General features: G+C 56.0%; 12 protein-coding genes and 1 CRISPR repeat array. Of the genes, 2 read left to right on the top strand and 10 right to left on the bottom strand.

All coding sequences use genetic code 11. The features are described 5' to 3' along the window. Nucleotides 1–5: 5 nt before the first annotated feature. Nucleotides 6–949: direct repeats of the CRISPR family, unit length 29 nt; unit sequence GGGCTCATCCCCGCTTACGCGGGGCGGAC. Nucleotides 950–1,012: 63 nt separating this feature from the next. The 10 genes from cas2e to HMPREF3153_RS04570 all read right to left on the bottom strand — a co-directional run bounded on the left by cas2e (nt 1,013) and on the right by HMPREF3153_RS04570 (nt 11,681). Then, complete coding sequence (gene cas2e, locus HMPREF3153_RS12400; protein WP_049151744.1) at nt 1,013–1,345, bottom strand: type I-E CRISPR-associated endoribonuclease Cas2e; 333 nt, start codon at nt 1,343–1,345, stop codon at nt 1,013–1,015. Further along, on the bottom strand, nt 1,342–2,280 hold the full coding sequence (gene cas1e, locus HMPREF3153_RS04610; protein WP_046646233.1) for a type I-E CRISPR-associated endonuclease Cas1e: 939 nt from the start codon (nt 2,278–2,280) through the stop codon (nt 1,342–1,344). The genes cas2e and cas1e overlap by 4 nt, the downstream gene beginning before the upstream one ends. A gap of 12 nt (nt 2,281–2,292) precedes the next feature. Next, entirely contained in the window at nt 2,293–2,952 is a 660-nt protein-coding gene (gene cas6e / locus HMPREF3153_RS04605; RefSeq protein WP_070420152.1) for a type I-E CRISPR-associated protein Cas6/Cse3/CasE, read from the bottom strand. Further along, nucleotides 2,949–3,647: a type I-E CRISPR-associated protein Cas5/CasD gene (cas5e, locus tag HMPREF3153_RS04600; RefSeq protein WP_070420151.1), complete on the bottom strand. Its 699-nt coding sequence runs from the start codon at nt 3,645–3,647 to the stop codon at nt 2,949–2,951. The genes cas6e and cas5e overlap by 4 nt, the downstream gene beginning before the upstream one ends. A gap of 2 nt (nt 3,648–3,649) precedes the next feature. Next, nucleotides 3,650–4,795, bottom strand: coding sequence for a type I-E CRISPR-associated protein Cas7/Cse4/CasC (cas7e, locus tag HMPREF3153_RS04595; protein WP_070420150.1), 1,146 nt, complete (start codon nt 4,793–4,795; stop codon nt 3,650–3,652). Between the two features lie 19 nt (nt 4,796–4,814). After that, entirely contained in the window at nt 4,815–5,423 is a 609-nt protein-coding gene (casB, locus tag HMPREF3153_RS04590; protein ID WP_070420149.1) for a type I-E CRISPR-associated protein Cse2/CasB, read from the bottom strand. Continuing rightward, the gene (casA, locus tag HMPREF3153_RS04585; protein ID WP_070420148.1) at nt 5,416–7,104 is read right to left on the bottom strand and encodes a type I-E CRISPR-associated protein Cse1/CasA; all 1,689 of its coding nucleotides are present in this window, start codon (nt 7,102–7,104) and stop codon (nt 5,416–5,418) included. The genes casB and casA overlap by 8 nt, the downstream gene beginning before the upstream one ends. Nucleotides 7,105–7,214: 110 nt before the next feature. Then, nucleotides 7,215–9,974: a CRISPR-associated helicase/endonuclease Cas3 gene (locus HMPREF3153_RS04580; RefSeq protein WP_083280947.1), complete on the bottom strand. Its 2,760-nt coding sequence runs from the start codon at nt 9,972–9,974 to the stop codon at nt 7,215–7,217. 655 nt (nt 9,975–10,629) lie between these two features. After that, nucleotides 10,630–11,160, bottom strand: a complete 531-nt coding sequence (gene idi, locus HMPREF3153_RS04575; protein WP_049063135.1) for an isopentenyl-diphosphate Delta-isomerase — start codon at nt 11,158–11,160, stop codon at nt 10,630–10,632. Then, nucleotides 11,157–11,681 (bottom strand): hypothetical protein, encoded by a 525-nt coding sequence (locus HMPREF3153_RS04570; protein ID WP_070420147.1) that lies wholly within the window; start codon nt 11,679–11,681, stop codon nt 11,157–11,159. The genes idi and HMPREF3153_RS04570 overlap by 4 nt, the downstream gene beginning before the upstream one ends. A 232-nt stretch (nt 11,682–11,913) precedes the next feature. Here HMPREF3153_RS04570 and HMPREF3153_RS04565 point away from each other — a divergent pair, with 232 nt between their 5' ends. Both HMPREF3153_RS04565 and HMPREF3153_RS04560 read left to right on the top strand, forming a co-directional pair. Further along, on the top strand, nt 11,914–13,803 hold the full coding sequence (locus HMPREF3153_RS04565; protein ID WP_070420146.1) for an ABC transporter ATP-binding protein: 1,890 nt from the start codon (nt 11,914–11,916) through the stop codon (nt 13,801–13,803). Nucleotides 13,804–13,846: 43 nt separating this feature from the next. Further along, entirely contained in the window at nt 13,847–14,968 is a 1,122-nt protein-coding gene (locus tag HMPREF3153_RS04560; protein ID WP_070420145.1) for a MalY/PatB family protein, read from the top strand. The last annotated feature ends 56 nt before the right edge of the window (nt 14,969–15,024 follow it).

The raw sequence follows: 15,024 nt of genomic DNA, 5'->3' as shown, positions 1-15,024 counted from the left end.
ATGTTGGGCTCATCCCCGCTTACGCGGGGCGGACCTCACAAAATTGCGCACGGCGTAACGGCACGTGGGCTCATCCCCGCTTACGCGGGGCGGACACACTCATCCTGGCAATCGCCCTCGTCGTGATGGGCTCATCCCCGCTTACGCGGGGCGGACAAGCACTTGACCTTGGTACTGACATCCGAGAAGGGCTCATCCCCGCTTACGCGGGGCGGACAGCAAGCAGCTCTCGAAGCATGCGAACAGGGCGGGCTCATCCCCGCTTACGCGGGGCGGACGTACGGCCACATGTGGAACGCTTTCGCCACTGGGGCTCATCCCCGCTTACGCGGGGCGGACACTTGCTGCGCCACTGTTGTGCCCTCACTGGGGGGCTCATCCCCGCTTACGCGGGGCGGACTCACCAACCTCTTTGATTCGGGCGCGACCGGCGGGCTCATCCCCGCTTACGCGGGGCGGACGAGTTTCGTTGGTCATGGGCTCCATGATATTCGGGCTCATCCCCGCTTACGCGGGGCGGACGCACGTAGCTCATCCCGGCTGCCTCGGTAGGCGGGCTCATCCCCGCTTACGCGGGGCGGACGTACGGCCACATGTGGAACGCTTTCGCCACTGGGGCTCATCCCCGCTTACGCGGGGCGGACGCGAGGGCGACATCGTGCGCCACCAGGGACGGGGGCTCATCCCCGCTTACGCGGGGCGGACCTTCGCAGCTGCAAGGCTCATGCCGTTCTGGTGGGCTCATCCCCGCTTACGCGGGGCGGACTCACCCGATACGGCTACGGAATCAGGCCAGGGGGGCTCATCCCCGCTTACGCGGGGCGGACTTTTCCCCGCGCTCGGTGATATTCTCCAGGCTGGGCTCATCCCCGCTTACGCGGGGCGGACGGCACAATCACCCGCGCTGGCGCGGCGTCTGGGGGCTCATCCCCGCTTACGCGGGGCGGACACTTACTGACCAGCGTGGAAGAGCCAAAAACGAGGCTAGCAGATCCGACTTATGGTGTAACGGTCAGTGTCGGCGAGCATTTCGGGCAGCACTCCAGCCGGTACGGCGTTGAGCTTTTGATGGCGCAGTGGTTCTTCGCATGAGGGTGACACCATCAAAATCCACAGGCTCCCACTCATGGCGATGAACGCGAAAATCCAACCCCTGCTCATTATCGGAGCTAAAAACCAAAATAGCGCGGCCATCTTTGCACAAACTTACGCAACGTTCCCACAACAGATCACGAATGCGCCCTGATGGACGACCCACAAACACCCCAGGTGAAATCTCAAGTAACCACTTAGTAAGGTCACCGCGCAGGCCGGCGGGACATGCAGTAACGACGAGCACCATCATGGAGAACTCCGATCAAAGTCTGACCAATTAGTACCAGCCGCAATATTTTCAAGTTCGTTCCACAAAAGCAGCTCTACATCGATTGACTCGGCGCTATTGTCCACTCCCATTAGGCGATAGAGGTCCTTTACGATCCGTGGCAATAGCCGTTTTTCAATGATTGCATCCCGAACTAGTCGGCGAACCTGTCCGCTAATATCGTTCCTTGGCTCAGAGGCTGCTGCGAAAGCAGCTGGGATCGAAACCTCCGCTTTGTAGAGATCAGCGATGTCATACACAAAAGCACGGTCCGTGCCGTTATGAACCACACCCAGTGCAGGGACAAAACCTAAGGCCGTAATCACCGCTTGAGACACACCATACAACGCAGCATTCGCCGCGGTGAGTGCTTGATTAATAGGATCGCCACCAGCAAAGTCATTCGGGTCGTAACGCCGCCGATCCCAATAAACTCCATAGAGATCTGCATACTTACGATAAATCGCTTTGACACGTGCGCCTTCACGCCCACGTAGTTGCGCCATAGTTAATCCGCTCACGTCTTCGTCGGGAAAGCGCATGGAATACATTTCTCGAGCGCAGTCCAAACGGGCCCGTTGGTTGGTAACAATTCGAGCCTGTGCTTCAGCGAAACGCGAAGTCTTGGCAGGAGGGCGTCCGTGGGCGTAGTAACGCACGCCCTTTTCTCCCACCCACACAACAGATACGCCAGTATCGCCCAGCAAAGCCATTGCAGCGTATGTCACTTTAGTCCCCGGTCCCAGCAACAACGCAGCAAGCGTGGTTGCTGGAACATGTACCGTGCCATTCTGATCCGAAATGGTCAGTGCATTGTTATCCCGGTTGACCACGGCACGCTCAGCGTAGAGAAATGAAATCCTCTCACTCACGCGCGTCAGTTCTTGCCGATCAACAGGTACCTTTTGCGGTTCCATTTGCAGACTTTCCTACTCTGCCGGAGCTAGCGTTAAAAGGCCACAACCATATGCCCTTGCACGTCCAATTCCTTGCTGGAGCGACTTATTCAAGGCTTTGGCATTGGTGACTACGAGTTGCCCACGGAACCGTGCGGTGCGGAGAGAAACGCGTTTAGCACCATCTCTCTTTGAAAACCGCAGGTTATTACGTTCAACCACAGAAAGCATAGGCTCCTCGTTCTCATCGACTGCGATGGAAAAGCCCGCTGCCATCGACTTTTTCAATAACCACTCGCATTGCTGAGCAGCCGTGACGTGTGGAACAACTTTTCCCCTCGATTTCCCTGGAATAGTGATTGACTCAACGGGATTTCCCACCAATTCAAAAGCCCATTTTTGCCCATTGACAATCTGTTCCAAAAACCTTGAATAGTCCGCCGATTGCGCGGGCCGGGTGCCCCAGCCAGCCTGCTCAACGATGTGCTGGGCATCCGGTTCTTCAGGCCCCACAATATAAAGAACATGCTCATGTTCCCTGTGGTCCACGCGCCACAGCACCCGCGACTGTGATTCGTCGATATCTGGTGGAAATGCTCCACGAACGGCCGCGTGCATCGCTTGTGGGTTCGCCAATAGCTTTGCAGCGCCACGCTTCAAGGGGTTGAGATACAACTTCGTTAACGTACTCATGCGCGAATCACCGCTTCAAAAAATGGATCAGACTTAGTAGCGAGAGGATTCTCAAACGGAGCGCCTGTCGCGTCCTGCACAACTTCACGCCACGCATACTGCCGATGCTCTTGGGCAAAAGAAATCGGAACATCGCGGCATGCTATTCCTCTCTCCCCTTCTCTTGCGTCGCGGTGTATCGGTAATACAACGTTTCTCGCTCGAGCTTGCCGATGACTTTTGGAGGCGTGCCATTCTTCGCCTTGCAGAGCTGTGACCAAATCACTATCGCGGATCCCCAAGACTAGATCAGCTGGCGCAGGACACGATCGGCGACCAAGGAACAACGGGAAGCGGGGACGTCGCAGAGCTGATTCAATGTTCTCTAAGAGGTCTCGTTCCTCAGACTCCACAGCAGCAACGAACACAGCATCACTAAGAAAGTAGCGGGTCACCAGCTGCGCGTTAGAAGCGCCCTCCGGTAGCGCGGTCTGGAAATCCTTTAGCAAGGTACCAGGTTGGTCCACTCGCACTCCGAAACCCAATCCCGCAAGATCTTCAATCGGATCGACTCGTCGGCGGCCTAGAGCTGCAGCGAGCATACCGATCACCCCTGATTTGGTCGGCACCTTTCCCGTCTTGCGCTGTTTATAGCGGGAATCATCGCCCCATGATTGCATGGGACCTTTAAGAAGTAGTAGCAAGGTGCTAGTCATTTCTATTTCTCCGAAATGAGGGAGTTGAGAACATCTGCCACCCGCTCTTCAAGCTCAGGAATAGTGACTGAGTCCGCAAATTCGGTGAAATACCCGTCAAGTCCGCGAATTCCAGCGACGAACTGGGCAGTTGGCTTGAGTCCATACATTCGCTGAGTTTCGATAGCCTCTTGGGCGAGCTTTTCCGCACCAAGCTTGCTGCGCCCCGCAGCACCCGCCTCGACGGGCTCCTCAAAAGCATTGACCAACGACACCGAACGATCGTCACTAATCGTGACATAAACAAGCTCAGGGAGCGTGTTGTGTGCAAAAGTGTTCTGCTTACCTGTTGGAAGGGATTTGACGAAGGAATCTACGAATGCCGCCGCAGAGTCGACCGCAGTTTTCACGTCATTGAGATTGGAAGCAAGGGATTCGAAGTCGACCGATGCGAAGCGATAAAGAGTTGAAGACATCATTTGTACAGTGCCGATCATGCCTGAACCTGTCTCTTCATTGTCAGCAGTGGCGTCATCGACTGCCGTGAAGTAGTCGAATTCCGGCTCAGTCTCGTGAATACCCAACGCGTGCGCGACCTGGACGGAAGCGTCGACGTTGAAAGCAGCGTCATCAGCCACCATACGGCCAAACATTGCGATGTCAATGGAGTGCTCAGTGTCAAGAATTGCCTGAGCTTCATTTTTCTTAAACTTCTCCCCATCTTTATCGATGATGGCGCGAGCAGCACGATCAATCTGATGGTTGCCCAGGAACAACAAGTAACCGAGCTCTGGGTATGCGATTTTCGCGTCCTCTTCGGTCTCGTCGTTCTTGCTCTTGGCATCCTTGAGCTTCAGCTTGGCACCAGTAAAGAGGTTCTTTACCCCATCAATCGCACGCTGGGTTTCCCACTTCTCTCCTGCCTCCTCGGTGATTTCGAAAATGCGCTTGCAGATGAGTTCTCCCACGAGACGGGTGCGCTTACCCATCACCTCTGCGGGGAAGCGCTTGGCGAAATCCTGGCGGACGGCACGCTTCCATGCTTGCGACGAGACACGTTGGCGCTGAACACCACCATAACGTGCGGACTTTGGTGCGCCCATATCGTCACGGTTGATGAGGCTTGGTGGGATGGTTTGAAGGACATGGACGTCAACAGTTAGGGACATGATATTGAACCTTTCTTGATTATTTTTCGGTCTTTTTAGTGAATGGGGCCGTGGCAAAATCTCGTCCCCATCGAAGGAGAACGGAATTTCGGAACTTCGGATTGCGCAACGTCTTCAAATCCTGAGCGAATGCTCCATAGTCAAAGCCAATATTCTTTGAACGAAGAATACTCACCAGGGAACGTGCGTGATACAGCTGCGACTCGTAGCCAGCTGCGGTTAAGATAGCGTCGAAACGAGGCTTCAATGACTCGGATTCACTCTGGGTGTACATCAATCCACATGCTCGTGCGAAACTACATCCTTCTACATGTACCGGCTGGGTAGCAGATTGCATGTGCGATGCGAAAAGCGTCAATGCATAAAACGCCGCTTCCTCTTCGCGAGTTGCAAATAATCCAGGTTCTTCGTCGAGCAGCGCAGGATACATGAGGTTCATGACCCGTTGGAATGCCAGAGGCGCCTTTTCCGGACTCCGGCCAGCATACCGACGCATCTCTGATAGTGTGCTCTTTGCTGCGGCCTCACTACCAGGCTTCTCTCCGCGCTGCAGGTACGCATTCTGTAAACGCTCTGCGGCATTGCTCACCGCCAAAGACAAGCGAGACCGCCTAAGCTGATCAGTCATTCGTGTTTACCATTTCTTTCTTTTTCGATTCTTCCGACAAGAGCGGCAATGAATTATCGAGCCTCCGGCCAAACAATGAAAAATAGGACGCTGCAGTGACAATTTGCGGTTTCTCAGTCGTCGAGCTGAGAAGGGGTCGACCTATCATCGCTCTCGGTCCTGCAGCATGCAGCATGGCTTCTCCACGAGAGAGCATGAAAGACCGCACCTGTTTCTGCCATTCGATTGCGTATTCCTTAGGCTCAGGGCTATCACTCCATCCCGCTACCCACCGATTGAAAGCAGGCTCCAATTGCGCGAGAGCCGAATCCATGGGTTCAGCTTGAAACTCATAGGTACCGCCTGCGGCAACAAGTAAGTTTCCGCCAAACTGTCCAAGCGCAATAGCTGCATTAAGAGTGACATCAGCTGCGTTTAGGGCTGCGCGCCGAACAGCGTCATTTTCCAGAACTGGAAGGTTCAACGTGGTGCGAGCGGTGACACTCGCCGCCACCGATGACGACTGAGCACCATATTCCACGGTGACCATGCCCACGTGTGCTAAGGATGGAGGAAGAACATCTGTCCGCCAGTAGTATGCGAGCTGATCCAGAATTTCCGGGCGTTTCGGGGCTTGCGCTCCCTTCCCTGCTGAAGAAGTACTCCGAAGGTATGGCGCATCGGACTCCATCGCAATGAGCGGTTCAAGAGAACGCCACATAGTTCTTCCCGCATCGTATGGACGCGGGTAGAAGGCAACAAAGTCCTTCTTCGACTGGTTCTTACTGTAGCGGTAGGGTGTCATCGGATCTCCGAATGCGTTAAGGCCGGCATCGGGGATACGGTCACCATTGCTCACAAGAACCGCAACAACCTCATTGTTCTCACGATGAAGCCGAACTCGCCTAGTTTGCCACGTTGCTAGGTCTGCTGGACCACCAATGTGAATAGCTCCTCCATTGCGCTCAGCCGCGGTGTCGGGCTCACGTTCCCACACTGGTTTGTCATTTGGTGTACGTAGGCACGCCTCAGTGGTGTTCAGCGCCAGAGTCTCGCGCAAATTTGCACCTATCAAATAGGTTCCACCGGTCATTCCGGTCCACCCCGTGCCGATTGGGTATCCTTTACCACCCTTAACCCTAGAGTCGCCAACCGCACCAGATTTGATTCCCGAATAGTCGTATGCATGAACATACACAAGCCAGCGCGCAGCCTCTCCGAAACTGAGCTTCTCAAGGGGTTTACCGGCCCGCATCGTGAAGAACTCATCTTCTGCTTCGGGAATGACTCGGTTTATGGGAGAAACTGATCCCTTCTCTGTGTGAAGGTCAGCGACCTGCATGAAGGGATGGTCGGAATCGAAAAGGTTGAACCGGTTTGCATAACCGTCCAAGTACGAAAGCACCTTAATGTCAGCTGCACCTTCAAGAGCATCAGCCCTCGCCTTGACAAACCACTCAGCCATAGAGAATTTAGTTTTTCCCGCAGGCTTGGACACTGAATGTGCCCGCCAAAATATCGCGAGCAAAACGCGGAGAACCGCGTAATCCTGCGCTGGCGAGTCCCCACGCAGCTCCGCAATGTCGTGTGTGCCATCGAATATCTGTCTAATACTCACCAAGAGCGGTTCTCCATGACTGCCGACAGCCGCAATCCACGGTTCATCGAGTAATGAGAACACATCACTGTCTTCGCGTGACATCTTTCCTCCTTAAAGAGCGATAGAGATTTATTTAGGACCTAAATCACGATTTTCAGGGCGGGCCTCGGGTTCTCCAGTTGGCCTTAATAAAGTTGTCTCGACTCACAATCCTATTTCACCTCCAAGCCCAGTTCCGGCGAATACTTCACATCGAAACCAGCAATGTTTGCCTCCCCAGTAGAATCCAGCCGCAGTGCAACTTTGTTCTTAAGGAGAAAGCTGTCTACCCACCCAACAGGGGTTTCTTTTTCAAGTTGATCGATTACTCGGTCGAATACAGATTCGTGCTTGCTCATCCGGGTGGGGAGTCGAACGGTAGCGCCGGCGAGATGTCGGGCCAATGAAAACTCCGGGCTCTCGTCGTCGAGCACGTACTCACTTTCTGTTCCCCATGGGCGATACCCGAAGTCCCCCGTCTCGATAGGAATAACTTCAATGGTCGGATCAGCGTCTCTAACTTGAGCAATAGCTGCTTCTTCCTTATCCACAGCTGACCCCTTAGACTCAAAGTAACGTGCAAAAAGTGCACGATAATTGCCTACGTCGGGATCCGGATAACGGAACGTCTCCGATCGATTGATTGCCAAGTTTTGTAGCTTGCGGCTTTCTTCTCTCGCCTCGTCCCATGCAGGCTGCCAGTCCGCCACTGGTGACTCTGGATCAGCGACCGTTGCGTAAGTACCGCGGACTATGCCAGCAATGTCCTCTGGGCGCCGATATCCCTCACTCAGCCACTTCCGTGAAACCGCAGCAGCAGAAGCTAGAAGTACTGCAGGGTCATAAATAGCGGCCGTGCCAGAGTCGAAAACGGGCATCTCGTCCCATCCCTCTGCCCCTCTTATGAAGAGGCGAGCGCGACGCAGTTTTTCAGGCCGATCTTCCAGTGGCCGCTGGTGACGGTGCAGACGGCCAGCGCGTTGAACGAGCAGATCGATAGGCGCCATGTCAGAAATCATGACGTCGACGTCAATATCCAAAGATTGCTCGACCACCTGGGTAGCAACATAAATACGTCGATACGGGCGAGACCTCCCGCGCCTAGCCTCTGGTCCAAGTTGTTGAAGCATCTTGCCCTCCTTCACCGCGCGCTCATGCGCGATGAAAGCTGCATGATGCAGTTCAACCTCGTCTGGGAACTTTTTTACCAGCATCGAATAGGAATTCTGCGCTCGCCGGACGGTATTGCACACGACAAGCGCGCAACCTCCATCAGTGAGTAACTCCTCGCACAACGTTAAGAGCTCACGATCAGTGTCTCCAATCACGGACACGTCCGCGTGAATCTCATTAGGGCCGATATCGAGTGATTCCTCACGCACTCCATTTGCATCCGCAATCGTAAGTAGCGGATACCCATCGCTTACAGACTCCCAGTCCTCTTCTCCCAGAACCGAACGATAGGCTTGCACCAGACTTTCCTTCTTATCTACCGGCAAAGTCGCCGACAACAAGATGACCGGTACCTCATACCAAGCGAGCCATTTCAAGGTCGACTCTAAATACGCACTCGTAAACGAATCATATGCATGGACCTCGTCAATAATGACGACTTTTCCGGCAAGACCAAGGTGGCGAAGCATGTTGTGGCGGGATTGCAGTGCCATCATCAAAACTTGGTCTACTGTCGACACAGCGAAGTTAGAGAGCAGCCCCTTCTTGGGAGAAGCGAACCATTCCATCGCGGTAACGCTCCCATTATCCGAAGTATCGGTGCCGACTCCTTTAACTCGCAGTCTCTGATACTCCTTGACCAAGCTATTCATCGAATGTGCAAGGTAGGCCGCAGTCGTATCACCTGCGGGAACGACATTCTGTGCCCACTGAATCACCCTGTTAAAGAGGCCATTCGCTGTAGCCATCGTCGGCGCAGCGAAAACTACCCCATGGCAACCATGCTTTTCTGCGTACGCATGTGCTGCAGCTAAAGCCGCCTCCGTTTTACCGCTACCAGTAGACGCTTCAATAATGTGCAGTGAAGCCCCCTCGGATCTGCGGGCCTGGGCAAAAGCCCGCTGTTGAATGGGCCGCGGATCCCACTCATCAGGCCAACCAAAGGCCGCAGCAAAGTACTCCGCAACGTCAGGTTTCATTGTCTTAGAAGCGCTCCACAAGCCTGCAAACCCAATCGACGCCAGCCCATCCTGAACCCGTTGCTCTTGTTCACAATCGAAAACATACGGAAAGGCCCGTTCATTTGACGCACACCAGTCAGCAGCAATGACCAGTCCCGTAATCAGTTGAATCGTAGGTACAAACAGCTCTGATTGAATCTTTCCTATGATCGGCTTCACCTCAGTGGCATCGGCCATTGCTTCAATAACAGCAGCCTGAACTAACAACCAGTTCTCTGGGTACTCACGGAGAATTGCGCGAGCCCTGTCGTAATCCACTGTTCTGGCAGGAATTCCGTGGTGCGACTCGACGACACTCGCAATAGTTTCCGCAACTGGCCCCCACATTCCCTGTTTCAAAAGCCAGTCATAAAGAATCACCGATGAGGCCAAACCGTGAGGGAAGTAAGCGCCGACTTCTTCGAGCCCAAATTCCAGATCTAATCCAACGTCTTCGAGACTTCCAAGGATCATCTCTGCGTTGGCCCCAGGCGGTATCTTGCGCTGAAAACTTCTGGTGATTTTGCCGACATCGTGGATCCCTGCCAAGAACACGGCCAATGCTCGGACTTCAGAAACCTCAAGCCTTTCTGTTGTAGCCAATGATTGCTTAATTGAATCCGCAACAAACGTGTCCCACAAACGTGAAGCAACATCCCGGGTATCTACAAGGTGCTGCCACACCGACAAATAACCCGACTCATCCCCAGGTTTAGCCCACGCTAGCGATGCTGGACCGAGAAAGCTTTCACCTACCATAACAATCAACTTACCTCAGATCCACAACTCAAGGATTACTATTAAAAACTTTCAAATTTAAGTCTACTACAGAGCGGCGGTACGATATGCATGTTGCAATGACTCCCGCAGTTGTCGGGATGAGCCAAGTAAGCCTTGAGTTGATAACTTGGCAGCAACTTCTTACCCGCGCAAGCGGGTTTTTCAGTTCACTCATGTCTTCAATTTAAACGGAGACTATGACACGCGAGTCGAGAAGTCGCACACAAGTTCCATAGCAGTTGCTAACGCAATGAATCTACCTCGCCCAAACATCTTCCTCAGCAATACCGAGTTCCACTTGCTCACGAAGAATCAACTCAAACGCCGTGGTCGTGCTCTGGGAAAGCTTAGAGCAAGTCTCTGTCTCACTTTTGGGTAAAGCTCACGCCATATACGGATTGGTATTTGAGAGCATTCACTAGCCACGAAATAGGCAAGGTGAGCGAAAGCCCCAAACTACGCAGCTTATGCTGTCGCTGCTATGGAGGACCTAGATTCCATAAGACCTCGGAAAGCGGGGCGTCTGTGTTTACACCAGCCCTGGATCAAAAATCAGCCCACAACAGTCGAAGCCGAAATAGTCGGGATAGGTCAGCCTCTAAGGACAGCCGAATATCCCTTAAATTCCTTTCTGCTAAGCCAGCACTTGGCGCAGCGGCGCCTCCGCCAGCTCCTCAACCATCCACGGGCTGAAGGCAAACGGGGTGGCCTCGGCGGCGCGGATGAGCTCGGCGGGTTCGACCCACTCGTAGGAGTCGACCTCGTCTGGGTTAGGCTGCGGCTCTACTCCGGGCGCGAGCTCCACGAGGAAGACCGGGCAAATCTCGTGTTCGACGATGCCAGAGGAATCCACCGCGCGGTAGGAAAAGTCCGGCAGCACTTCGCGGACCTCGGAGATCGCAAGGCCAAGCTCAAAGTGGGCACGGCGGATGACTGCAGCGGCGTTCTCCTCGCCTGGGGCGGGGTGACCGCAGAAAGCGTTAGTCCACACGCCCGGCCACGTCTTCTTGCTCAACGCACGGCGAGTGACCAGGACCTTGCCTTCACGCAGTACCCACGCAGAAAACGCGAAGTGGAGCGGGGTATCCGTCGTGTGGACGGCCGCTTTATCAGCTGTTCCGGCTGGTAGTCCGTCGGAACCGGCGAGGACTACGAGTTCTGTCATAGGTTAAGATCTCCCACGTAAGTAACGTTTCCGATGGTCAAGCGGGCGTTCCACAGGTTGCCCGGGGCCACGTTGAAGCGGTACTGCAAGTTGGTGGAAGCACCGGCGCCCAGCGGAAGGTCCAGCCCAGGGGCGGCAACATCGGGGTTGGTCGCGGCGTCGTAAGGCAGCAGCTCAATCTTGGACCAGCCACCATTGCCGTCAGCGCGCTCAAGGACGGGATCCTCGAAAGCATCAACAGGTAGGGCCTGGTCATTGAGGTTGTGCAGCTTGATGGTCACCACAGATCCCTGCACGGAGTCGGAATAGACGCCTTGCAGCTCCCACTCGACGTTGAGCCCATCGTCCTTAACTTTGGCGCCGAGATCCGAGGTAATTTCCTTGTTGTCTACGTCTTTGGGCTCGTACGGAGGCTCTTCAGAGCTGGAAACCACGATGTTTTCGCCCAAACCAGTATCCTCTGGCTGCAGAATGGCGCAGCCCGAAGTGATGGTGCTGATTGCAGCCAAGCCGGCAATCATTTTCAGAGACCTTTTCACCACGAATTCCTCTTTGCTGTGGGACAAAACAAACTTTCCTCAATACCTTAACGCAGACAGCTCCATTCCCCGCGATCACGGCTCTACAAACAAAGCACAGCTATGCCTTTTCTTGGCACTGACTATGCCGCTATCTGCTTGGAGTGGCATACTGTCCGTTTGCTTGAAAGTTAGGCCGTGCGGCCTTGCCTCCTACCGAATTGAGCTAAACCCCGTGAATTCCATTCTGCGCATCACTCGCAGTGCCTCCGCACTGTGGCCCTTTTACGTAGGTGTCCTCTTCACCGCCACCATCACTGCGGTGTTGTCGCTTGTCTCGCCGTTCCTGGTTCGCGAAGCCACCGACACCATCGTTGACTCGCTGGGCAGTGGGACGCCGGCTGGCGACGCCCTGCGTACCGTCATGTGGCTGGTCATCGCCCTGTTCGCCGCGGACGCGATTGGCAATCTCGTCAGGAACGTCGGCGGTTACATCGGCGACGTCATGGTCGCCCGCCTGCGCCAGATCCTGTCCACGCGCTACTTTGCCAAGCTGCTCTCCGTGCCCCAGGGCTACTACGACAACCAGGTCACCGGCACCCTAATTGCGCGTTTGGACCGCTCGATCTCGAATATCACGCAGTTTGTGCAGTCCTTCTCCAATAACTTCTTCACGATGCTCATCGAGGCCATCGCCGTCCTCGTCATCATGGGTTTCTACTACTGGCCGCTAGCGATCCTGCTCGCCGCCCTCTTCCCCATCTACATGTGGCTGACTGCGCTGACCTCCACGCGCTGGCAGAAGTACGAGGGCAAAAAGAACGCCGACATCGACGAGGCCAATGGCCGCTTCGCTGAGGTCATCGGCCAGGTCAAGGTCACCAAGTCCTTCGTGGCCGAGGTCCGCGAACTCCACTACTTTGGCAAGCTCTACCGCCGCATCGTGGACACCACCAAGCCGCAGTCGCGCTGGTGGCACTCCATGGACACCGTCCGCGGCGTGGCCATGGCCCTTATCTTCCTGGGCATTTACGGCATCGTTTTCTGGCGCACGCTGGAAGGTCACTTCAGCATCGGTGACATGGTCATGATCCTGCAGCTGGTCAACCTAGCCAAGCAGCCGGTGTTCATGATGAGCTGGATCGTTGATACCGCACAGCGCGCCATCGCCGGCTCCAAGGACTACTTCAAGGTCATGGAGGAAGAGTTCGAGCCCACCGCCAACCAAGGCCTCATCGACGCCACCACGGCTTCCGACGCCCCGGCGCTCGACCTCACCCCGGTTGCCCCGCTGGAGCCCACCCCGGGCGAGCCAATCTTTGCCTTCAACGACGTCTCCTTTGCTTATGAGGAGGACAAACCGGTGGTGGACCACATCTCCTTCTCTGCGGAGGAAGGCCACAAGGTGGCGCTCGTGGGCGAGTCGGGCGGCGGCAAGTCCACTCTGGTCAACCTGCTGCTGGGCCTGTACCAGCCATCCGAGGGGCAGCTCAGCGTCTTGGGCCACGCCGTCGACGAGCTCACCGCAGCGCGCCTGCGCGCCTCGGTGGGCGTGGTCTTCCAGGAGTCCTACCTGTTCTCGGGCTCTATTCGTGACAACATCGCCTACGGCAAGCCGGGTGCCACCGACCAGGAAGTAATCGACGTCGCCAAGCGTGCCAATGCCCACGATTTCATCCAGGCCTTCCCCCAAGGCTACGACACCGTCATCGGCGAACGCGGTCTCAAGCTTTCCGGCGGCCAGAAGCAGCGCGTGGCGGTGGCGCGCGCGATGCTCAAGGACGCCCCTATCCTGGTCCTCGACGAGGCCACCTCCGCGCTGGATACCAAGGCCGAGCGCGCCGTGCAGGCAGGACTGGATGAGCTGATGAAGGACCGCACCACGCTCATCATCGCCCACCGCCTGTCCACCATCGCGGACGTCGATACCATCATCACCCTCGATCACGGCCGCATCGACGAGATTGGCTCCCCCGCCGAGCTCGCTCAGTCCGGCGGCATCTACGCGGAGCTGCTGCGCCTTACCCAGTCCAACTCCCGCGCCGACCGCGAACGCCTGAAGAAGTACGGCTTCGTGGAGCCAGGCCATGACGAGGAGGACTACGAGGATAGCGGCCAAGAATAAATTTCCCAGCCCCTTTTTCAGCCTGCCCGCTAGGGTTGGGAGCATGCAGTTTCCAAGCCTTGAAGAGTTGAAAGCCCGCGGTACCCGCAAGTGGACGGTGTACGGCGAAGACGTCCTCCCACTGTGGATCGCCGAATCCGACTTTGACACCGCCCCTGCGGTCAAGCAGGTCTTGGAAAAGGCCCTGAAGAAACAGACATTCGGCTACACCCCAGCCCCCAAAACCTCTGGCCTCAACGAGGCGCTGGCTGACTTCTACGGTTCCCGCTACGGCTGGCGCCCTAACCCGAAGCAGATCTTCTGGATCGGCGATGCCGTCCGCGGCCTCCTAGTGGGTCTGCAATACTTCACCCGCCCGGGCTCTGCCGTCGTAGTGCCGGTCCCTTCCTACCCGCCGCTGCTGGAGCTGCCGGAGACTGCCGGCCGCGAGAAGATTGAGACCTCCCTGGAGCTCGACGATATTGAGCGCGCATTCCAGGCAGGTGCCGGGTCCATTCTCCTTTCGAACCCGTACAACCCGCTGGGCATCGTTTTCGACGAGGAGTACCTGACCGCACTCGTCGCCTTGGCTGAGAAGTACGACGCACGCATTCTCTCCGACGAGATCCATGCTCCCCTAGTCTTCAATGGCAAGCACATTCCGGTTGCCTCCCTAGGCGAGGCCGGTGCACGCCGCGCTCTTACCGTGACCGCCACGTCCAAGGCATGGAACACCGCGGGCCTCAAGTGCGCGCAGATCATCTTCTCCAACGCCGACGACGTCGCAACGTGGAACTCCCTGACCGGTGTGGCCAAGGACGGAACCGGCACCCTCGGAGTCTTGGCGGCCGAGGCCGCCTACCGCGATCAGGAGTTCCTGGATGAAGAGCTGGAGTACCTGCGCGAGACCCGTGACTGGCTCGTTGAAGAACTACCGAAGCGCGTGCCAGGGCTCAAGTCCAGCCAGCCGGACGCCACCTACCTGCTGTGGCTCGACTTCCGCGAGACCGCCATCGGGGACAATCCACAGCCGGCGAAGTGGCTGCGTGAGCATGCCAAGGTGGCCTTCAACGAGGGCGAAACCTTCGGCACTGGAGGCTCGCATCACGCGCGTCTGAACTTCGCCACGTCCCGCGAGATCCTCGAGGAAGCACTCAACCGCCTCGAGAATGCTTTCGAGCGATAATTAGAAATTTGCCTTTACTTCCCATCACCGATTAACGTCGTGTGAGAAACTCATCC

It is taken from the genome of Corynebacterium sp. HMSC06C06, assembly GCF_001807295.1.
GTDB classification, from domain to species: Bacteria; Actinomycetota; Actinomycetes; order Mycobacteriales; family Mycobacteriaceae; genus Corynebacterium; species Corynebacterium striatum.
This window is presented reverse-complemented; position numbering and strand designations above follow the sequence as displayed.